We start from the raw sequence: 19,979 nt of genomic DNA, 5'->3' as shown, positions 1-19,979 counted from the left end.
GGAGGTTCATCGAGAGAAGCGAACAGGGATGTGACACCTCATAGGCATGGATAAAGGTCAGCACAGAGCCCCGGGTCGTCTTTGCACCGGGGGCTCTGCGTCCGCCGATCGCCATGGCCGTTGCGATGGGCGCCGCGGCCGATTTGGTGGAAGCGCTCGGTGGACGTCTCGCTTCAAGGGGAAGGGAGCAGGGCGGTACGGTACGGCGGTGCGTGTGCTGCCTGCGGAGGCATTGGTCCATCGGGATGGTGGAGTGGTCGAGCTGTCGGCTCCCGGGCTCGGGCTGGACGTCCTTCCCGAGGAGGTCGGTGAGCTGACGAGCCTGCGGCGGATCGACCTGGCGTGGAATCACCTCACCGGGCTTCCGGGCTCGATCGGCGGCTTGAGCGGGCTGGTCACGCTCAACCTCGACGGGAACCGGCTCACCGCCCTGCCGACGGAGATCGCCCGCCTCGGCGCTCTACGGGAACTTCACCTGGACGGCAACGCCCTCGACGCGTTCCCCCGGCTCGTCCTGAACCTGTCCGGGCTGTCCACGCTCTCCTTCTATGGCAACCGCGTCGCCGAGCTGCCCGCGGACCTGGACCGGCTGGCGAACCTGCGGCACCTCGCGGCGGGCGGCAACGCGCTCACCTCCGTACCGGACGCGGTGTGGCGCCTGACGGGGCTGCGTTCGCTCAACCTGGCCGAGAACGCGATCACGGAGATCCCCGAGGGCCTCGGCCGCCTGCGGGAGCTGCGCATGCTCGACCTCGGGCACAACCGCCTGGCGCGGATCCCCGAGGCGATCGGCGACCTGGTGAACCTCACCGACTACCTGTACCTGAGCGACAACGGCTTCACCTCGGTGCCATCCTCGCTGGGGAGGCTGCGCCGGCTGGCGTACCTGAACCTCACCGACAACCGGCTGACCGGCCTGCCCGGCAGCCTGGGCGACCTCGCCGGGCTGGTCGAGCTCAGGCTCTACAACAACCGTCTGACCGCGCTGCCCGAGTCGTTCGGGCGCCTCGCCGCGCTGCGTGAGCTGCACCTGCGCGGAAACCGCCTCGCCGGGCTGCCCTCCGCGCTCGGCGGCCTGCGCGAGCTGCGCGTGCTCGACCTGCGGGACAACGTGCTCACCCGACTGCCGGACGCCGTCGGCGGGCTGACCGCGCTGACCCACCTCGACCTGCGGAACAACCGCCTGCGTGATCTCCCGGAGGCCCTCGCCGCGCTGCCCCGCCTGGAGAAGCTCGATCTGCGCTGGAACAAGCTGGAGGGGCACCCCGCCGTCCTCGACACGCTCCGTGAGCGCGGCTGTGCCGTCCTGCTGTGACGTTCGGTGACCGCTCCGCGCGTGACCGGCCGAAGCGGGTCTCAGGCGGGCATGGCGGCGAGGAGGTAGGCCAGGCGGGCCGCGGCGGCCTCGACGTTGTCGGCGGTGCCGAGCCGGTAGCCCCAGGAGGTGAGGAAGACTCCGTCGGAGCTGCAGGTGACGACCTCGTTCAGCGTGCTGCTGAAACGGTTCCGGACGCGGACGGTGACCGGAGTGCCGCCGAGGACGCGCACGGAAAGGTCGATATGTCCGCGGGCCGCGAGGGCGAACCGCTCAAGGCAGGACATGGTGTCCAGCATGCACTCCTCACCTCCGCTTCTACCGTAGAAGTCAGGATTGCATGATCTTGGCGTAGCGGGCAAGCAATTGTGAGTATTAGGGAGCGATTGTTGGCCCCAACCGGAATTTTCGGGCACCAGGCCGGAGGGTTAGGGCGGATTCATCCAAATATTTCGGTTACGTGGCTTTCGGTGAGTTATGGGTCGTCCGGTGGGCGAAGTCCGAGAGCACCCGGACGATCACCTCGCGCGCCCTCTCACGGAACACCGCGACCTCGCACAGATCCTCGAAGGCGCTCGCGTAGAACGCGACGTCCTCCGGGTCGCGGAGCTGGAGGTCCTTGGTGCGGGTGGGCACGCCCACGAGGGACTCGTTGTAGATCCAGAAACCGTTCAGCAACGTGGACGGCAGCTCGGCCGAGAAGGGGATCACGCCGAACTCGACGTTCGGCAGGGTGGTCACGGCGAGTAGCCGGTCGAGCTGGCCGCGCATCACCTCGTCCGGGGCGAGCCGGTAACGCAGCGCGGCCTCGGGGACGACGAAGCGGAACCGGCGCTCGGGGTCGTAGAGGATCTCCTGACGGCGCATGCGGACGCGGATCGCGGCGTCGACGTCGTCGGTGGCGCCGTAGATGCGTCGGACCTTGCAGAAGATGTTGCGCGCGTACTCGGCCGTCTGGAGGAGGCCCATGATGACGCCGGGCTCGAACGCGCGGAACAGCCTGGTGCGCGACTCGAGGTCGCGGATGTCCTCCTGGAGCGCCGCCAGTCCGCTCTTGTGCCGCTGGCGCCAGGAGTCGTGCCGCTCCAGCAGGCCGATGGCCTCGGCGATCAGCTCGTCGATGACCTCGGGCGCAGCCTCGACGGCCTGGCCCCACACCACGACGTCGTCCTCGGTGGCGGTCTGCCGGGCGTTCTCGATGCGGGAGACCTTGGACGCCTGCCAGTTCAGGCGCGCCGCGAGGTCCTTGCCGGACAACTGGGCCGCCTCGCGCAGGTGGCGGAGCCGGGTGCCCAGGTCGATCCGCGCCTGCTGAAAGCTGCTCACCCTCACCCTCCGGTCGGCCTCGAACTCGCACGAGGTTAGACCGGTCGGGGCTCCGGTGCCATAGGGATCTCCCTATTGGTGATCAACTACCGTGATGTCCGGTTCGGGCCCGGACAGGAGCGTGCGCGCGACCTCCACCAGGAGCGCGCGCGGCACCTCCACGGCCGACTCGCCGTCCAGGACATCGCGCAGGTCGGCCCGGGCGTCCGGGTCGGTGAGCGTGAGGCCCTGGACGACGATCGTGCCCCGGTCGGTCTCGTACAGCGACGGGCACGCGCCGGCCTCGGATGTGGACCCCAGGAACCGCAGGCGCATAAATATCCTCCTTCCCCGTAATGCTGCCGAAACAGCACAATTGCGCGCAATTGTAGATTATCTGGACATGTCGCGGAGGTCAGTCCCCGGTGACGCCGTCCGCCATCTCCCGAAGAATGTCGATATGTCCGTTGTGTCGGGCGGTTTCCTCGATGAGGTGGTGCATGATCCAGCGCAGCGTGACGTACGTGCCGCTCCTCGTGGGCTTCTTCGCCACGGTGTCGAGGTCGGTCACGGCCACCAGCTCGCGGTAGCGCGCGCACTGCTCCTCGTACTCCTTCAGGAGCCGGTCCAGCGGGATCTCGGCCGCGATCCGCATCTCGCGGTCGGGGTCCTCGTCGGTCCAGGGGCCGCGGTTCTCCTCGCCGAGCAGCCGGACCTGGATCCAGGAGTACTCCACCCACCGCACGTGGCTGACCAGCGCGCTGATGCTCATCAGCGGCGAGGTGGGCAGCGGCGTGGCGCGAGCGTCGTCCTCGGCCAGGCCCTCGCACTTGGCGTGGACCGTGGCCCGGACGTAGTCGAGCATGGTGGTCAGTGTGGCGCGTTCATCCCAGGTGGGAGGTGTGTCCGTTCGTGTCATGGCAGGAGCCTGCTAGACCCGCGCCCGGCTGTCCAACGGTTATAGGAATCGGGACCATCACCGCCCTGAGCTCCTCTCCCAGCGCCTTGGCCTGGGCGTCCATGCGCGGGCTCGCCGCCACGCCCCGCCCGAGCAGGCCGTGCACGACGAAGTTCAGCGCGCGCAGGTTCGGCAGCCGGTGGCGGTCGATCCGGCACGAGGACAGGGCCGGGAGGAGGCTCCGCAGCCGCTCGGCGGTCAGGAAGCCGTCCAGCCAGGCGTACTCGGCGTCCGTGCGCACCCAGACGCCGAGGTTGGCGTTGCCGCCCTTGTCGCCGGACCGGGCCCCCGCGACCGTCCCCAGCGGGACCTCCCGGACGGTGCCGCCGCCCTCCCCGCTCGCCGCCGGGCTCGCGGCGCCGGGATCGCCCGTCGTGCCGTCCAGACCCAGGGCCTCGCCGTCCGGAGCCAGGGCCTCGGCGGGCGGGCGATCGGCGGGGGAGTCCTGCCAGGCGCGCGCGTCGCCGAACCACACCTCGGCCCGCACGGCGCCGGCGGGGACGGCGCCCGGCCAGTACACCCCGTACGCCGACGCCTCGCCCGGAGGAGTGAGCGCGTAGAACCCCGGGAAGCTCGCGAGCCCCGTCTCGACGACGGCGGAGGAGAACGCGCGCCCCGCCTTCCTCTCGTCGGCGTCCATCACCGTGACGCGCAGCAGCGCGAGCGCGCCCGGCCCGTCCGGCGCGGCCAGGGGCGTCAGCTCCACGTGCACCTGGTCGAAGGACTCGCGCGGGACGCGGGCGAACACGGCGTCCAGCGCGACCCGCGCCTTGGCCTCGATGTCCAGGCCGGTGAGGACGAGCGTCATGGTGTTGCGGTAACCGCCGAGGTGGTTGAGGGCGACCTTCAGCGTGCCCGGCGGCGGTTCGCCCCGGACGCCCGAGACGCGGACGCGGTCCTCGCCGTCCGGTTCCAGGCGGATCGTGTCGAACCGCGCCACGACGTCCGGGCCGAGGTAGCGGGGCGAGCCGATCTCGTACAGGAGCTGCGCGGTCACCGTGCCGACCGACACACGGCCGCCCGTGCCCGGATGCTTGGTGATCACGCTGGAGCCGTCGGCGTGCAGTTCGGCGATCGGGAAGCCGCAGTGCGCGAGATCGGGTACCTCGGCGAAGAACGCGTAGTTGCCGCCGGTCGCCTGGCAGCCGCACTCGATGACGTGCCCGGCGACGACCGACCCGGCGAGCGCGTCGAGGTCGCCCGGACCCCAGCCGAACCGCCACATGCCCGGGCCGGTCACCAGCGCTGCGTCGGTCACCCTGCCGGTCACCACGACGTCGGCGCCGAGCTCCAGGGCTGCGGCGATGGGCCGGCCGCCGAGGTAGGTGTTGGCGGTCAGGGGCGCGGCCTCCAGCCGCTCACCGGTGTCGAGGTTCACCAGGGCGCCGAGGGCGCCGAGGTCCCGGCCGGTCAGGTCGTCGCCGGTCACGTGCGCGACCCGCGCGTCCAGCCCGAGCCGGCCGGCCAGCTCGGCGACGGCCCGCGCGCACCCGGCCGGGTCCAGGCCGCCCGCGTTCGACACGATCTTGATGCCCCGGTCCAGGCACGTGCCGAGGACCTGCTCCATCTGGGTGAGGAACGTGCGCGCGTACCCGGGGCGGCCCTTCAGCCGGTTGCCGGCGAGGATCAGCATGGTGAGCTCGGCCAGCCAGTCCCCGGTGAGCACGTCGATCGGCCCGCCCTCGACCATCTCGCGGGCGGCCGACAGCCGGTCGCCGTAGAACCCGCTGCAGTTGGCGACGCGCAGCGGGGCGCCGGAGGTCGTCATGTGGCGGGGTCCCCGGCGGAGGGGACCCACGAGGCCGGGCGCTTCTGCATGAAGGCCCGCAGACCCTCCTGCCCCTCGGCGGAGGTGAAGCGCTGGGCGGACAGCTCGGCCATGCGCCGCATGCCCTCGTCCACCGTCATGCCCGGAACCTCCCGGACCAGCCGCTTGGTGATCGCCAGCGCCTCGGGACCGCCGCGCAGGAGCATGTCCACGTACCGCGCGACCGTGGCGTCGAGCTCCTCCGCCGGGACGGCCCGGGTCAGCAGGCCGATCTCGGCGGCGCGGGCGGCGTCGAACACCTCGCCGGTGAGGAAGTACTCGGCGGCGGCGCGCGGGTCGAGCCGCCGCAGCACCGTCACCGAGATCATCGCGGGGACGACGCCGAGCCGCACCTCGCTGAACGCGAACGTCGCCGAGTCGGGCGCGATGGCGAAGTCGCACGCGGCCACGAGCCCGAGCCCTCCGGCGCGGGCGGTGCCGTTCAGCCGGCAGACCACCGGCTTGGGGCTCTGCCAGATCGTGCTCATGATGCCGGGGAAGGAGGCGGTGACCGGCGCGTCGTCCGGGCGCTCGGCGCGCGCGGGCGCCTGCTCCTTGAGGTCGGCGCCGGAGCAGAACACCGGGCCCGTGCCGGTGAGCACGATCACACGCACGGCCTCGTCGCCGATGGCGTCCTGCAGCGCGCGCTCCAGCTCGCCGAGGAGGCGCACCGACAGCGCGTTCCGGTTGGACGGCGAGTCCAGGGTGACGGTGGCGACCCCGCCCCCCGTCTCGTGGTGGACCAGCGTGGTCACCGCAGCACCTTCCTTCTCACTGAGCATCCTCGATCACGGCCAGGACCGCCCCCGCCTCCACCTGGAGGCCGGGCGTCGCGTTCAGCGCGGACAGCACCCCGGCCGAGGGGGCGCGGATCTCGTGCTCCATCTTCATCGCCTCCAGCGTCAGGATCGGCTGCCCGGCGGCGACCAGGGCCCCGGACGCGACCTCGACCCGCAGGACCGTACCCGGCATGGGGGCGAGCAGGGAACCGGGGGCGAGCCGCGCGACCGGCTCGGGGAGCCTGGGCAGCGCCGTCAGCCGGACCGAGCCGAGAGGAGAGTCCACGTACACGTCGTCATGCGCGGCGTCGTACGCGCGGGCACGTGCGCCGCCGGGGTACCGGGCGACGGTGAAGGGCCGGGCGACCCCGGCGACGTCGAGGACGACCAGCGCGGGGGTGGCCGAGACGAGCCGGACGTCATCGAAGCCCTCGGCGCGCAGGCCGTCGCGGGTCAGCCGGTAGGCGATCTCGACCCGCCCGCCCGGCCCTTCGAACGCGGCGCGCTGCGGCTGGGAGGGGACGTTGCGCCAGCCGCTCGGCAGCCCGCCCAGCACCGGCGCGGCGGCCCGGCGACCCGCGGCGAGCGCGAGCGCGGCGGCCAGCGCCGACAACGGCACCCCCGCGACGGCCGGGGCCCTGGACTCGGCCCGGGGCTCGGCCTCTGATCCGGCCTCGAAAGCGGCCTCGGATCCGGACTCTGATCCGGTCTCGGAAGCGGACCGGGCCACGGGCGCGGACGCCGTGCCGGACGCGGGTGCCGGCACGGACGTGAGGTCGTGGACGTCCAGGAAGCCGGTGTGGGTGTCGCCCGCCAGGAACGCCTCGTGCCGCAGTACGCGCACGAGCAGGTCGCGGTTGGTGGTCAGGCCGTGCACGCGCGCGCGGGCCAGCGCGGACGCGAGGCGCCGCGCCACCGCCGCGCGCTCGGGTCCCCAGGCGATCACCTTGGCCAGCATCGGGTCGTAGTGCGTGCCGACGCGCGACCCCGTCTCGACCCCCGAGTCCAGCCGCAGGCCGTACGCCGCCCCGGCGGGCGTCCCGAAGCGGGCGTCCACGCCCGGCACCTCGAACAGGCGCAGCGTGCCCGCCTGGGGACGCCACCCGTCGGCGGGGTCCTCGGCGTACAGGCGGACCTCGATGGCGTGGCCGGACGGCTCGGGCGGCTCGGCGGGCAGGCGGGCGCCCTCGGCGACCTCCAGTTGCAGGCGCACCAGGTCGACGCCGTACACGCATTCGGTCACCGGATGCTCGACCTGCAACCGCGTGTTCATCTCCAGGAACGCGACGGTGTGCCCGTGGGCGTCCTCCCGGACCAGGAACTCGACGGTGCCCGCCCCGGCGTAGCCGATCGCCTTGGCGGCTCGGACGGCGGCCTCGCGCAGTTCCTCGCGGACGGCGGGGGACAGGCCCGGGGAGGGCGTCTCCTCGACGACCTTCTGGTGGCGGCGCTGGATCGAGCACTCGCGCTCGCCCAGCGTCCAGACGGTGCCGTGGGCGTCGGCGAGGACCTGCACCTCGACGTGGCGGGCGTGCTCCAGCAGGGGCTCGACGAACAAGGTGCCGTCGCCGAACGCCGCCAGCGCCTCGCCTCCGGCCGCTTCGAGCGCGGACGCCAGCCCGGCAGGGTCGCGGACGACGCGCATGCCGCGCCCGCCGCCGCCCGCCGAGGCCTTCACCAGCAGCGGGTACGGCAGGCCGTCCGCGGACTCGGCGGAGACCGAGGCGAGCACCGGCACCCCGGCCCCGGCCATCAGCGCCTTGGCCTCGATCTTGGATCCCATGCGGGCGATCGCGTCCGGCCCCGGCCCCACCCACGTCAGCCCGGCGGAAAGGACGGCCCGCGCGAACGCGGCGTTCTCGGACAGGAATCCGTAGCCGGGGTGGACGGCGTCGGCGCCCGCCCGCAGCGCCGCGTCCACGACCGCCTCGATGTCGAGGTAGGTGTCGGCGGGCCTGGCGCCGGGCAGCCGCACGGCGTGGTCGGCCTCGGCGGCGTGCGGGGAGCCGGCGTCGGCGTCGGAGTACACCGCGACCGTCTCGATGCCGAGGTCGCGGCACGTGCGGAAGACGCGGCGGGCGATCTCGGCGCGGTTGGCCACCAGCAGGCGACTGATCATGGGCTCACATCCGGAAGACGCCGAACCCGGGTTCGGCGGGGGCGGGGGCGTTGCCGATGGCGGACAGGCACAGGCCGAGGACGGTGCGGGTGTCGCGCGGGTCGATCACCCCGTCGTCGTACAGCCGCCCGGACAGGAAGAACGGCAGCGACTCCGACTCGATCTGCGTCTCGACCATCTGGCGCATCGCCGCGTCGGCCTCCTCGTCGTAGACCTGGCCGCGGGCCTGCGCGGCGGCCCGCCCGACGATCGAGAGCACCCCGGCGAGCTGGGCGGGGCCCATGACGGCCGACTTGGCGCTCGGCCACGAGAACAGGAAGCGCGGGTCGTACGCCCGCCCGCACATGCCGTAGTTGCCCGCCCCGTAGGAGGCGCCCATCACGACGGTGAGGTGCGGGACGGTCGAGTTGGACACCGCGTTGATCATCATGGCGCCGTGCTTGATGATGCCGCCCTGCTCGTACTCTTTGCCGACCATGTAGCCGGTGGTGTTCTGCAGGAACAGCAGCGGGGTGCGCGCGCGGCAGGCGAGCTGGATGAACTGCGCCGCCTTCCGCGACTCCTCGCTGAACAGCACGCCGCGGGCGTTGGCCAGGATGCCGATCGGGTACCCGTGCAGCTCGGCCCACCCCGTGACCAGGCTCTCGCCGTACAGCGGCTTGAACTCGTCGAACTCGCTGGCGTCGACGACGCGGGCGATCACCTCGCGCGGGTCGAACGGGACGCGCAGGTCCTCGGGGACGATGCCGAGCAGCTCTTCCTCGTCGTAGAGGGGAGGCCGCGCGGGGCCCGGTGGCGGGCCGGGCTTGCGGTGGTTGAGGCGCCGCACGATGCGGCGGCCGAGGCGCAGCGCGTCGTGCTCGTCCAGCGCGAGGTGGTCGGCGAGGCCCGAGACCCGGGCGTGCATCTCGGCGCCGCCCAGCGACTCGTCGTCGGCCTCCTCGCCGGTGGCCATCTTGACCAGCGGCGGGCCGCCCAGGAAGACCTTGGCGCGTTCCTTGACCATGACCACGTGGTCGCTCATGCCCGGGACGTAGGCGCCGCCCGCGGTCGAGTTGCCGAAGACGATGGCGACGGTGGGGACTCCGGCGGCCGACAGGCGGGTCAAGTCGCGGAACACGCGCCCGCCGGGAATGAAGATCTCTTTCTGGGTGGGCAGGTCGGCGCCGCCCGACTCGACCAGGTTGATCAGCGGGAGCCGGTTCTCCAGCGCGATGTCGGCCGCGCGCAGCGTCTTGCGCAGCGTCCACGGGTTCGACGCGCCGCCGCGCACGGTCGGGTCGTTGGCGGTGATCACGCACTCGACGCCCTCGACCACCCCGATGCCGGTGACCACGCTCGCGCCCACGGGGAAGTCGGTGCCCCACGCGGCGAGCGGCGACAGCTCCAGGAAGGGCGAGTCGGGGTCCAGGAGCAGCTCGACGCGTTCGCGGGCGAGCAGCTTGCCGCGCCCGTGGTGGCGCTCGACGTACTTGGGCCCGCCGCCCGCCACGGCCTTGGCCTGCTCGGCCTCCAGGTCGCGCAGTTTGGCCAGCATGGCCTCGCGCCTCGCCCGGTGGTCGGCGCTCGCGGTGTCGAGCCTGCTGTCGATCACGCTTCACTCCCCGGATGCCGGTGGCCTGATCCAGAAGCCTGGCCCAGAAGGTATTACACCGCGCCGACGGTTTCGGCGCGGGACCCGGTCAGCCGCAGTGGGACCAGCCGCTCTTCCACGTGACGGAGCCGTACCCGCCGCCCCAGATCACGCACACCTTCTTGGCGGCGAGGCGGACCGGCCCGGCGTAGGCCGTGTAGTTGCCCGTGTCGTTCCCGGTGGCGCCGCCCTTCACCTGGAGGATCGCGATCATCCTGACCTTCTGCGGCACGACGTACTTCGACAGCGTGACGACGCAGTTCTTCCCCGCTGTGGCGTTGTAGAGCAGATAGGCCGTCCCGGGTCCGAACGCGTGGGATTCGAGCACCTTGTACCCCGCCCCGCACACCTGGGCCGCCGTGTACGGGTTCGGCTTGGGCGTGGGTTTGGGGGTCGGCTTCACCGTGGGCTGCGTCGTGGGCGTGACGGTCGGCTTGGGCGTGGGCGTGACGGTGGGCTTGGCCGTCGGGCTCGCCGTGGGCTTGCTCGTCGCGGTCGGCTTCGCCGTGGGGGTCGGCGAGCGCGTGGGCTCGGCCGAGGCGGACGGGGAGTTCGACGGCTTTCTCGACGGCGCCTTCGACGGTGACGGGGACGCCGAGGCCCTCGCGGCGTGGGTGGGCTTGGCCGGGGCGGTGGCCTGGCGCGTCGTCCCGGCCGTGGGGTGGGGCGTGCGGCTCCGCGACGGGTGCGGGGTGCTCGGGACCGGGGAGGGCGCGACCGAGGAGGTGCCTTCCACCAGCGGATCGGAGCTCGTGGGCGCGGCCGGTGACGGGGCCGGGGCCGCCGAGGAGGCGACCGTCTGGACGATCAGCGCGCCGCCCGCGGCCAGGACGGCGGCCACCGCTCCCGCCGCGACCGGCATCAGGACGGCCCTGCGCCCGCGCCGCGTCTCGCGCCGGTCCGGCCTGGCCGCCCCGGGCGTTCCCGGTCGTGCGGCCCCCAGCGTGGGCGTCCCCAGTGTGGGCGTCCCCGGAGGGCCGGGGGTCCCCGGTGGCGGGGCGATCGCCCGGCCCATCAGGTGGCCGACGACGTCGTCGGCCGTGGGCCGCCGGGCGGGGTCCTTCGACAGGCACGCGGCCACGATGTCGCGCAGCGGCCCGTCCAGCGCGGACAGGTCGGGACTCTCGTTGAGGATGCGGTTGATCACCGCGGGGATCGAGTCCGCGCCGAAGGCCGGTCGTCCGGTGGCGGCGAAGACCATCGTGACGCCCCAGGCGAACAGGTCCACGGCGGGCGTGACGGGCGCGCCCCTGAGCTGCTCGGGCGCCAGGTACGACGGGGTGCCGAGGGTGTCCTGGGTGATGGTCGCGCCGGGGGAGTCCAGCGCCTTGGCGATGCCGAAGTCGATGACCACGGGGCCTTCCGGGCCCATGAGCACGTTGGCGGGCTTGAGGTCGCGGTGCAGGATGCCCGCCCGGTGGATCGCCGAGAGCGCGGTCGCCGTGCTGATCGCCAGGCGGTCCAGCGCGGCGCCCTGGCGCGGCCCTTCGCGCTCGACGAGCTGGCGCAGGGACGGCCCCGGCACGTACTCGCTGACGATGTACGGCCGGTTGCCGGCGAGGTCGGCGTGCAGGACGGCGGCGGTGCAGAACCGGGCCACGCGCTGCGCGACCGAGACCTCGCGCAGGAAGCGTCCCCGGGCCTCGGGGTCGGAGGACAGCCGCGCGTGCAGGAGCTTGATCGCCACCTGCCGCCCGTCGGTGGCCCTGCCGAGGTAGACGACGCCCTGGCCTCCCTCGCCGAGGCGCCCGATGATCTCGAACGCGCCGAGGCGGCGCGGATCTTCGTCCGTGAGCGCCTGTGCCACCCCGACCCCCGATATCCGCCCGTCTGCCCGTTCTGCGAAAGAACGCTACCAGCGAGACACGTGATACCGGGGGTTCATGGTCAGTTCCGCGTCAGATGGCCTTGCCGGGGTTCAGAATGCCCAAAGGGTCGAAGACCTGCTTGATCCCCCGCTGGACCTCGCTCACCACCGGCCCGTTCTCCAGGCCGAGCCAGCGCCGCTTGAGCAGCCCGACGCCGTGCTCGCCCGTGAGCGTGCCGCCGAGGTCGAGCGCGGCGTGGAAGACCTCGTCGGCCGCCGCCCAGACGTTCTCCGGCGGCTCGGGCAGGCTCCGGTCGAAGACGAACACCGGGTGCAGGTTCCCGTCCCCGGCGTGCGCGATCGTGCAGATCAGCACGTCGTGGCGAACGGCGGCCCGCTCGACCGCGGAGATCATGTCCGGCAGCACCGACCGGGGGACGCACACGTCCTCCACCAGGCACGCCCCGAGCCGCTCCTTGGCGGAGTAGGCCAGGCGCCGGATGCCGATCAGCTCCTCGGTCTCCTCCGGCGTTGAGGACACCGCCACGAAGCCTGCCCCGTTCCGCTCGCACAGCCGTGCCATCTCGGCGGCGTCGCCGGGCGTGTCGCCCTCCGCCTGCGCGATCAGCATGGCCTGGACGCCGGGTTCGAGGCCGATGTTCTTCCAGTCGTCGATCGCCTTGAGCGTGTTGCGGTCCATCAGCTCCAGCAGCGACGGCCGGCACCCGGCCGCGACGATGGCGGCCACGGCGTCGCCCGCGGCGCGCAGCGAGGGGAACTCGGCGGCGATGGTGACCGGCGGCAGGGTGGGGGCCCGGCGCAGCCGCAGGGTGGCCGAGGTGATCACGCCGAGCGTGCCCTCCGAGCCGACGAACAGGCCCGTCAGGTCGTACCCGGTCACGCCCTTCATGGTGCGGCGCCCGGTCGAGATGACCCTGCCGTCGGCCAGCACGACCTCCAGGCCGAGCACGGAGTCGCGGGTGACGCCGTACTTCACGCAGCGCAGCCCGCCCGCGTTGGTGGCGAGGTTGCCGCCGATGGTGGAGATCTCGTAGGACGACGGGTCGGGGGCGTACATCAGCCCGTGCTCGCGCGCGGCGCGGTCCAGGTCGGCGGTGATCACGCCGGGCTCGGCGACGGCGATCTCGTCGGCGGGGGACAGCTCGCGGATGGCGGTCATGCGCGCGAGGGACAGCGTCACGCAGCCGTCGACGGCCGTCGCGCCGCCCGCGAGCCCGGTGCCCGCGCCCCGGGGGACGACCGGCACGCGGTGCTCGGTGGCCCAGCGCAGGGTCGTGACGACATCGTCGCGGGTCTGGGCTGTCACGACGCACAGCGGGGTGCCCGGCACCAGGAAGGTCTGGTCGCGGGCGTAGGAGCCGGTGACGTCTGGATCTGTCAGGACTCGTCCGGCGGGGAGGGCGTCGACCAGGTCAGCGAGAGCGTTCACGCCTGTGACTGTACGTTCTCCCTGGAAAACCCGACCAATCAGGGCAAGGGGCGATATGTCTAGTCGTGTGCGCCGGTAAAGGGGATAGTGGACGTCCCGGAAGCCGCAAACCCCGCCCCCGCCGTCCGATCCGTATGACAATTTCACAACATCCTCGGACGACTTTACTGTAACTTTACTTTTTCCTCTAACGTCCGCTTTGCCGATTCTGGGGCGTTCCATGGTGGACGCACCGGATCTCCACTGCTGGCGCGTCCATCCCGGCGCGCCTTGGACGTCGCCCGGTGAACCCGGGTGAAGCCCGGCCACGGGCGGAGGAGGAATCCTGTTGTCACGTAAAATCAGGCGGCTCGTCGCCGTGCTGCCGGTCGTGGGACTGGCGGCCGCCGGCCTCGCGGTCACGGGCGCCGCGGCGTCGGGGGACACGACGGTCGCCAGGTACGTGCCCAAGGCGAGCGACTACTACATCAACTACGCGCCGCCGCGGGTGCAGAGCGACACCGCGTCGAAGTCCGACGAGAAGGTGGACACCGCCACCGGTAAGCGGCGGGCGGGCACCCCCACCGTCGAGGACATCGACCACAAGTTCGCCGACGGCAACCCGGTCGCGGCGCGTGAGCTCGCCAAGCACGAGCGCCAGGCCGTCCACACCGGCAAGAACCCCTACGAGTTCCTGTACAAGAAGGCGAAGACGACGAACAAGGCCAAGCTGCTCACGCTGCTGGTCGAGTTCAACGAGAACGCCAACGACGACTTCTCCGGGTTCAGCCACCCGAAGTCGACGGCCAACGCGGACGACTGCGTCACCGAGCCGCCCGGTACCAAGATCAACGGGCCGCTGCACAACACGATCCCGAACCCCGCCCTGGCCGCGGGGGGCGGCAAGGACAACAACTCCATGTGGGTGGCGGACTTCAACAACGCCCACTACAACAACATGCTCTACTCCGGCACGGGCATCACCCAGCGGGTCCGCACGGACCTGAAGGACCCCCGTGACGGCAAGCCGGGCATCGACATCTCCGGCTACACCATGAAGAACATGTACGAGGAGATGTCCAAGGGCGCCTACACCGTCACCGGTGAGGCGATCGGCTGGATCAAGGTCCCGCACTCCGAGGCCTGGTACGGCGCCGGCGCCTGCCACGCCGCCATCCAGGACTCCTCCGGCCACCCCGACAACCCGCGCGGCGCCGCCCAGCTCGGCGTGGACGCCGTGAACGAGCTGGTCAAGGCGAACCCGAACTTCCCCTGGGCCGACTACGACCAGGAGGACACCTCCGACGCCGACGGCGACGGCAACTACAACGAGCCCGACGGCGTGATCGACCACCTGGTGCTCGTCCACGCCGGTGAGGACAAGTCCAGCGGCGGCGGCGCCCAGGGCACCTTCGCGATCTGGGCCCACTCCAGCGCGATCCCCGGCGGCTACACCATCCCCGGCACCTCGATCAAGATCTCCAACTACATCGTGCAGCCGGAGAACTCGGGTGTCGGCGTGTTCGCCCACGAGTACGGCCACGACCTCGGCCTGCCCGACCTCTACGACGCGACCGGCTCCGGTGACAGCGACGTCGAGTTCTGGGACCTCATGTCCACCGGCTCCCACTCCGGCCCGATCTTCCAGTCCATGCCGATCCACATGGGCCTGTGGGACAAGTGGGTGCTCGGCTGGGCCAACCCGAAGGTCCTCAACCCCGGTGACGGCACCAAGCTCGTCACCGTGGGCCAGTCCTCGCGCACGCCCAAGCTCACCGAGGACGGCGTCCGGGTCAACCTGCCGGACAAGGACGTCACGCTCACGACCCCGCACAGCGGCACCAAGGTCTACTGGGCGAGCAACGACCAGGACTGGGCCGACGTCAAGCTGACCCGCGACATCGCCGTCCCGGCCGGGGCCGACACCAGGTTCTGGTTCTGGAACGACTACACCATCGAAGGCGACTGGGACTTCGGCTTCGTCGAGGTCTCCACCGACGGCGGCACGACCTGGAACGAGCAGAAGATCTACGGCGCGGACGGCGCGCTCGTCTCCACCGACGACGGCTACGCCGACCCGAACAAGCGGCTGAAGGACTACGGCAACAAGAAGTACGGCCTGACCGGCGACTCCGGCGGCTGGCAGCACTACTACGCCGACCTTGCTCCGTTCGCCGGCCAGAACGTCAAGCTCCGCCTCCGGTACGCCACCGACGCCGCCGCCAACCAGCGCGGCTGGTTCGTCGACGACTTCTCGGTCGTCAGCGGCGGCAGCACCGTCTGGAGCGACGACGTCGAGTCCGGCGCGGCCGGCTGGACCGCCGTCAAGGGCACCTTCGTCGACACCACCGGCGCGGGCTGGGTGCAGCACCCGGGCTTCCTGAAGAGCGCCCAGTACTACCTCGCCGAGTGGCGCAACCTCGACGGCTTCGACAAGGGCCTGAACTACACCTACGACACGACCTGGAACCGCCAGGGCGCGTGGAAGGTCGAGAAGGTCCGCTACAACGCCCCGGGCATGCTCGTGTGGCTGCGTGACGCCTCGCTCGGCTACAACAACCCGGCGAGCAACGTCTGGGAGCTGCCGTCCCCGGGCTCCAAGGGCCAGCTCCTGCTGGTGGACTCCCACTTCGACCCGCTGCGCCGCACCGGCGAGGCGGCCACGATCGACACCAGCACGCTGAAGAACATCCCGTCCCGCCCGCAGGCCTCCAACGCGGCCTTCGGTTTCATCAAGACGTACCCCTTCAAGGAGTGCATCGAGGGCGCGGCGTTCACCGAGTACTGCACGCAGTTCCAGCCGCAGAACCCGGTCGCCACGTTCACCGACGCCAAGGGCTGGTACCCCGGCCTGGAGAGCCGCGACACGGGCCTGTTCTACCGGTTCCGCGACGGCTCCGCGGTCGTCCCGTCCAAGAACAACGAGCCGTACTCCCTGCGCGTGGTCAACCCCGACGGCACCCCCGCGACCGACCTGTACGGGGAGGACATCAACGGCTTCACCCTCGGCTCCGGCAACCCCGGTGACGAGGGCAAGCAGCTCGGCGTCAAGATCCAGCTCCTCGCCCCGCTGCCGGGCAACCTCGGCGTGATCGCGCAGTTCACCGCGCCGAAGAAGTAACACCCCCGAAGTAACCCAGCCATAAGGCCGACGGGACGGGTACGGCAACGCCGTGCCCGTCCCGTACGCTGTCCAGGACCTTTCGCGACTGCACGGCATGTCCCCCCGGAAACGCTAAGGACGGAAGATCGGTGAGCGAGCTGCGGAGCAAAGCGGAGCACACGGCGGCGATCCGCGACCTGCGCCGGGCCGTCCTGGTGGTGAACACCCGATCCCGCAAGGGGCGCCACAGCTACTTCGCGTCGCTGCGGCTGCTGGAGGCCGACGGGTTCCGCCCGCTGCGGTCGTACGCGGTCATGGATCCGTCGCGGCTCCCGCAGACGATCAACGAGGCGCTGGACCAGCGGCCCGACCTGCTCGTGGTCGGCGGGGGCGACGGCAGCCTGAGCGAGGCCGTCAAGCACGTCGCCCACCGCGACGTCGCGCTCGGCGTGCTGCCGCTCGGCACCACCAACAACTTCGCCCGCAGCCTCGGCCTGCCCCTCGACCTCGCCCAGGCCGTCAAGGTGTTCAGCAGGGGCAAGGTCGCCGACATCGACCTCGGCATGGCGGGCGACCGCCCCTTCGCCAACCTCGCCAGCTTCGGGGTGTCGGTCGAGGTCGCCGGAACGGTGAAGCCCTGGCTCAAGCGCGCGCTCGGCCGAGCCGCCTACCCGCTGACGGCGCTCGCCGTCCTGCCCGGGCACAAGCCCTTCCGCGCCTTCATCACCGTCGACGGCCGGCGTCACGAGCTGCTGACCCACCAGCTCAACATCGCCAACGGGCGCTACCACGGCGGCTGGCAGATCGCCCGGGACATCAGCATCGACAACCGCCGCCTGGTCGCCTACCAGCTCGGCTCGGGCAAGCGGCTCCGGCTGATCGCCGAGACGATGGTGCGGGCGGCGGGCGGGCGCTGGCGCAGCCTGGCGGGCGGGCCGTTCGTCACCGGCGGCGAGATGCTGCTGGAGACCGAGCCATCCATCGCCGCCGACGTCGACGGCGAGGTCCGCCTGCGCACGCCGCTGACGATCCGCACGATCCCGAACGGACTGCGGGTGATGGTGCCCCCGCGCTTCGTCGACACCTGATCGGCGGGCACGGCGGCTAGGGACGTGCCGGGGTCCCGCTCGCGCCGGCGCGGGGACGACCGGCCAGCGAGGCCGCCATCCGGCCGACCGCGTCGGCCACCCGCTCGGGGGACGTCGCGAAGTTGAACCGGGCGAACCCGCGCCCGGGGGCCCCGAACTTCGGCCCGGGGTACACCGCGACGTCGCCCCGCCGCCGGAACCACTCGGCGGGGTCGTCGCCGAGCCCGAGCGCGCGCAGGTCCAGCCAGGCGAGGTAGGTCGCCTGCGGCGGCTGGTACCCGGCCTCGGGCAGCCGCTCGGACAGCAGCTCGCCGAGCAGCGCCCGGTTGGCGGTGAGATCGGCCATCAGCTCCTCCAGCCACGGCTCGCCCGCGGTGAAGGCCACCTCCGAGGCGATCACGCCGAGCAGCCCGGCGCCGTCGGCCACCTCGGGGGCGATGCGCGCGACGTCGGCGCGGGCCTCCGCGCCGGGGACGGCCAGCGCCGCCTTCAGCCCGGCGAGGTTCCACGCCTTGGAGGCCGAGGCCAGCGTGATCGAGCGCGCGGCGGCCGTGGCGTCCAGCGACCCGAACGGCACGTGCCGGGCCCCGTCGTAGACGAGCGGGGCGTGGATCTCGTCCGAGACCACCCGCACCCCGTATCGGTCGGCGAGGGCGGCCAGCGCCAGCAGGTCCTCCTCGCCGAAGACCACGCCGGTGGGGTTGTGCGGGTTGCACAGCAGGAAGGCCGAGGCCCCGGCGGCGAAGTCGCGCTCGAGGGCGGCGAGGTCCAGCCGGTAGCCGCAGGGGGTGAGCACCAGCGGGTTCTCGACGACCTGACGGCCGACGCGGGGCAGCCAGTGGAAGTACGGGGGGTAGGCGGGGGTGTTGAGCACGACCCGGTCCCCGGGCTCGGTGACCAGGTGCAGCGCCTCGAGGATGCCCGCCATGACGTCCGGCACCAGCCGCATCGCGGCCGGGTCGGGCCGCCAGCCGAAGCGGCGCGCGGCGAACCCGGCGAACGCCTCGGGCAGCCCTCCGGCGATGGCGTACCCGGTGTCGCCCCGGCCGACGGCCTCGGCCAGCGCCGCCGCGATCGGCTCGGCGAGCGGGGTGTCCATCTCCGCCACCCACAGCGGCAGCACCTCCGGCGGGTACTCCCGCCACTTCAAGCTGCGCCGTTCCCGGAGCTGGTCGAGGGTGAACGCGGACAGAGGGCCCGCGTGGCCGCCGCCTGTGCTGGTCATGATCATCCTTTCGCCGGGGGCCGTCGGACCCGGCAGGAGGCCCGGTAACCGTCGGTTTCGCGGGTAGATCAGGTCATAGCATAGGTTTTGACGGTTGTGCCGCTCCCACCAGGCCGTAGCGAGGGAAGCCGCCCGTCCACCACATGGCCCCCGACGCCGTGACCGCGAACGCCTCCAGGCCCGTCTGCCGCTCGGCCCAGCCGCGGGCCGCCTCTCCCATGGCGAAGGCCGCGGTGGCCATCGCGTCCGCCCTGGTCAGCGTCTCGGCGACCACGGTGACCGACGCCAGGCCCGTCGCCGGGGCACCCGTGCGCGGGTTCACGATGTGCGGGCCGCGCTCGGCCGTCCCGGACGTCGCCACGGCCAGGTCGCGGCCGGAGACCACGGTGACCAGTTCCCCGGGGCGGCACGGGTGGGCGACCCCCACCCGCCACGGCCGGCCGGGCTCCGGCTCGCCCGAGACCCGTACGTCGCCGCCGCCGTTGACGCAGTGCCGCGTCGCGCCCGCCGCGCGAAGGACGGCCGACGCCCGCTCCACCGCCCATCCCTTCACCATGCCCGACGGGTCGAGCCGCCCGCCCGGTGCGCCGGTGAAGTATCCGGAGCTGACCGCCGCCGCCTCCTCGCACAGCGCCAGCACCTCCGCGACCTCGTCCGGGCACTCGGCCAGGGTGATCTCGCCGCGCCTGAGGCGGCTGACCGGGCTGTCCGCGCGGTAGGTCGAGAACACCTCGTCCACCCGGTGGAGCAGCCCCACCGCCGCGGCGAGGGCGGCGCGCAGCGCTCCGGACGGCTCGTGCCGCAGGTCGAAGGAGAAGACCGTGCCCATGACGTGCTCGACGTGCCGCACTACAGGCCCGCCTTGTCCAGGGCGCTCTGCAGGGAGCCCCGGTAGCCGTCGCTGGTGTAGGTCGCGCCGGACACCGTGTCGATCTGGGCGCTCTGCGCGGCCAGCGCCTCCCGGGTGAGGATCGGCACGGCCACGGAGTTGATCTCCCGGTCGCGGGGGTTGGCGTCCGGCACCACCACGGCCTCCACCGCGGAGATCCGCCCGCCCGCGACGGTGATCCGCACCTGGACCGGGCCCCAGCGGGTGTCGACGGCGGCCCCGGTCACCGTGCGGGAGCGCGCGGAGGTGCCGGAGCCGCTCCGGGTCGGGCCGGAGCCGCCCGCCGACGTCCCGGAATCACTCCCGGAATCGCCCGCGGAGTCGCTCCCGGAATCGCTCCCGGAGTCGCTTCCGGACGAGCCGGATCCGCCGCCGTCCCGGGAGGGGACCGTCACCGGGGCGATGGCGGCGGGCGGACGACCGGCGGAGGCCACGTCGTGGGGTTTGAAGGACAACAGCAGCACCAGGCCGGCGGCCGTGACGAGCACGGCGAGAACGGCTCTGCGCATGGGATCTCCTCAG

Annotated in this window: 16 protein-coding genes; 3 read left to right on the top strand and 13 right to left on the bottom strand. The window is 72.3% G+C overall.

The genetic code is table 11. The annotated features are described in order from the left end of the window. Nucleotides 1–208 precede the first annotated feature (208 nt). Nucleotides 209–1,315 (top strand): leucine-rich repeat domain-containing protein, encoded by a 1,107-nt coding sequence (locus AB0H21_RS00475; RefSeq protein WP_358509341.1) that lies wholly within the window; start codon nucleotides 209–211, stop codon nucleotides 1,313–1,315. 41 nt (nucleotides 1,316–1,356) lie between these two features. Here AB0H21_RS00475 and AB0H21_RS00470 read toward each other — a convergent pair whose 3' ends face one another. The 10 genes from AB0H21_RS00470 to AB0H21_RS00425 all read right to left on the bottom strand — a co-directional run bounded on the left by AB0H21_RS00470 (nucleotide 1,357) and on the right by AB0H21_RS00425 (nucleotide 13,173). Next, complete coding sequence (locus AB0H21_RS00470; protein ID WP_358509338.1) at nucleotides 1,357–1,614, bottom strand: hypothetical protein; 258 nt, start codon at nucleotides 1,612–1,614, stop codon at nucleotides 1,357–1,359. 157 nt (nucleotides 1,615–1,771) lie between these two features. Next, nucleotides 1,772–2,641 (bottom strand): helix-turn-helix transcriptional regulator, encoded by an 870-nt coding sequence (locus AB0H21_RS00465; protein ID WP_358509336.1) that lies wholly within the window; start codon nucleotides 2,639–2,641, stop codon nucleotides 1,772–1,774. A gap of 72 nt (nucleotides 2,642–2,713) precedes the next feature. Then, nucleotides 2,714–2,956 carry a hypothetical protein gene (locus tag AB0H21_RS00460; protein WP_358509333.1) on the bottom strand — a complete coding sequence of 81 codons (243 nt, stop codon included), beginning with the start codon at nucleotides 2,954–2,956 and terminating at the stop codon, nucleotides 2,714–2,716. A 79-nt stretch (nucleotides 2,957–3,035) separates the two neighbouring features. Continuing rightward, the gene (locus AB0H21_RS00455; RefSeq protein WP_358509330.1) at nucleotides 3,036–3,539 is read right to left on the bottom strand and encodes a DinB family protein; all 504 of its coding nucleotides are present in this window, start codon (nucleotides 3,537–3,539) and stop codon (nucleotides 3,036–3,038) included. After that, nucleotides 3,505–5,346: an acyclic terpene utilization AtuA family protein gene (locus AB0H21_RS00450; RefSeq protein WP_358509327.1), complete on the bottom strand. Its 1,842-nt coding sequence runs from the start codon at nucleotides 5,344–5,346 to the stop codon at nucleotides 3,505–3,507. Before AB0H21_RS00450 ends, AB0H21_RS00455 begins: the two co-directional genes overlap by 35 nt. Beyond that, the gene (locus tag AB0H21_RS00445) at nucleotides 5,343–6,140 is read right to left on the bottom strand and encodes an enoyl-CoA hydratase-related protein (protein ID WP_358509324.1); all 798 of its coding nucleotides are present in this window, start codon (nucleotides 6,138–6,140) and stop codon (nucleotides 5,343–5,345) included. The genes AB0H21_RS00450 and AB0H21_RS00445 overlap by 4 nt, the downstream gene beginning before the upstream one ends. 16 nt (nucleotides 6,141–6,156) lie before the next feature. Continuing rightward, entirely contained in the window at nucleotides 6,157–8,283 is a 2,127-nt protein-coding gene (locus AB0H21_RS00440; protein WP_358509321.1) for a biotin carboxylase N-terminal domain-containing protein, read from the bottom strand. 4 nt (nucleotides 8,284–8,287) lie between these two features. Further along, nucleotides 8,288–9,820 carry a carboxyl transferase domain-containing protein gene (locus tag AB0H21_RS00435; RefSeq protein WP_358511324.1) on the bottom strand — a complete coding sequence of 511 codons (1,533 nt, stop codon included), beginning with the start codon at nucleotides 9,818–9,820 and terminating at the stop codon, nucleotides 8,288–8,290. A 145-nt stretch (nucleotides 9,821–9,965) separates the two neighbouring features. Continuing rightward, nucleotides 9,966–11,723: a protein kinase gene (locus AB0H21_RS00430; RefSeq protein WP_358509318.1), complete on the bottom strand. Its 1,758-nt coding sequence runs from the start codon at nucleotides 11,721–11,723 to the stop codon at nucleotides 9,966–9,968. A gap of 91 nt (nucleotides 11,724–11,814) precedes the next feature. After that, nucleotides 11,815–13,173 (bottom strand): FAD-linked oxidase C-terminal domain-containing protein, encoded by a 1,359-nt coding sequence (locus tag AB0H21_RS00425; protein ID WP_358509315.1) that lies wholly within the window; start codon nucleotides 13,171–13,173, stop codon nucleotides 11,815–11,817. Nucleotides 13,174–13,501: 328 nt separating this feature from the next. Between AB0H21_RS00425 and AB0H21_RS00420 the strand changes: the two genes are divergently transcribed. Together AB0H21_RS00420 and AB0H21_RS00415 are read left to right on the top strand one after the other, a co-directional pair. Beyond that, on the top strand, nucleotides 13,502–16,273 hold the full coding sequence (locus AB0H21_RS00420; protein WP_358509312.1) for a M6 family metalloprotease domain-containing protein: 2,772 nt from the start codon (nucleotides 13,502–13,504) through the stop codon (nucleotides 16,271–16,273). Between the two features lie 131 nt (nucleotides 16,274–16,404). Then, nucleotides 16,405–17,343, top strand: coding sequence for a YegS/Rv2252/BmrU family lipid kinase (locus AB0H21_RS00415; protein ID WP_358509309.1), 939 nt, complete (start codon nucleotides 16,405–16,407; stop codon nucleotides 17,341–17,343). Nucleotides 17,344–17,359: 16 nt separating this feature from the next. Here the strand turns inward: AB0H21_RS00415 and AB0H21_RS00410 are convergent, their stop codons facing one another. From AB0H21_RS00410 to AB0H21_RS00400, 3 genes are all read right to left on the bottom strand, one after another. Next, the gene (locus tag AB0H21_RS00410) at nucleotides 17,360–18,568 is read right to left on the bottom strand and encodes an aminotransferase class I/II-fold pyridoxal phosphate-dependent enzyme (RefSeq protein WP_358509306.1); all 1,209 of its coding nucleotides are present in this window, start codon (nucleotides 18,566–18,568) and stop codon (nucleotides 17,360–17,362) included. A 73-nt stretch (nucleotides 18,569–18,641) separates the two neighbouring features. Beyond that, complete coding sequence (locus AB0H21_RS00405; protein ID WP_358509304.1) at nucleotides 18,642–19,418, bottom strand: FAD:protein FMN transferase; 777 nt, start codon at nucleotides 19,416–19,418, stop codon at nucleotides 18,642–18,644. Further along, nucleotides 19,418–19,966: an FMN-binding protein gene (locus AB0H21_RS00400; RefSeq protein ID WP_358509301.1), complete on the bottom strand. Its 549-nt coding sequence runs from the start codon at nucleotides 19,964–19,966 to the stop codon at nucleotides 19,418–19,420. Before AB0H21_RS00400 ends, AB0H21_RS00405 begins: the two co-directional genes overlap by 1 nt. Between the last annotated feature and the right edge of the window lie 13 nt (nucleotides 19,967–19,979).

The organism is Sphaerisporangium sp. NPDC051011 (genome assembly GCF_040653595.1).
Lineage (GTDB): Bacteria > Actinomycetota > Actinomycetes > Streptosporangiales > Streptosporangiaceae > Sphaerisporangium.
This window is presented reverse-complemented; position numbering and strand designations above follow the sequence as displayed.

Excerpts from the sequence above, each read along its gene's own strand:
- AB0H21_RS00470 (WP_358509338.1), bottom strand. The coding sequence starts at position 1,614 with ATGCTGGACACCATGTCCTGCCTTGAGCGGTTCGCCCTCGCGGCCCGC.
- AB0H21_RS00460 (WP_358509333.1), bottom strand. The coding sequence starts at position 2,956 with ATGCGCCTGCGGTTCCTGGGGTCCACATCCGAGGCCGGCGCGTGCCCG.
- AB0H21_RS00455 (WP_358509330.1), bottom strand. The coding sequence starts at position 3,539 with ATGACACGAACGGACACACCTCCCACCTGGGATGAACGCGCCACACTG.
- AB0H21_RS00450 (WP_358509327.1), bottom strand. The coding sequence starts at position 5,346 with ATGACGACCTCCGGCGCCCCGCTGCGCGTCGCCAACTGCAGCGGGTTC.
- AB0H21_RS00440 (WP_358509321.1), bottom strand. The coding sequence starts at position 8,283 with ATGATCAGTCGCCTGCTGGTGGCCAACCGCGCCGAGATCGCCCGCCGC.
- AB0H21_RS00435 (WP_358511324.1), bottom strand. The coding sequence starts at position 9,820 with ATGCTGGCCAAACTGCGCGACCTGGAGGCCGAGCAGGCCAAGGCCGTG.
- AB0H21_RS00410 (WP_358509306.1), bottom strand. The coding sequence starts at position 18,568 with ATGACCAGCACAGGCGGCGGCCACGCGGGCCCTCTGTCCGCGTTCACC.
- AB0H21_RS00400 (WP_358509301.1), bottom strand. The coding sequence starts at position 19,966 with ATGCGCAGAGCCGTTCTCGCCGTGCTCGTCACGGCCGCCGGCCTGGTG.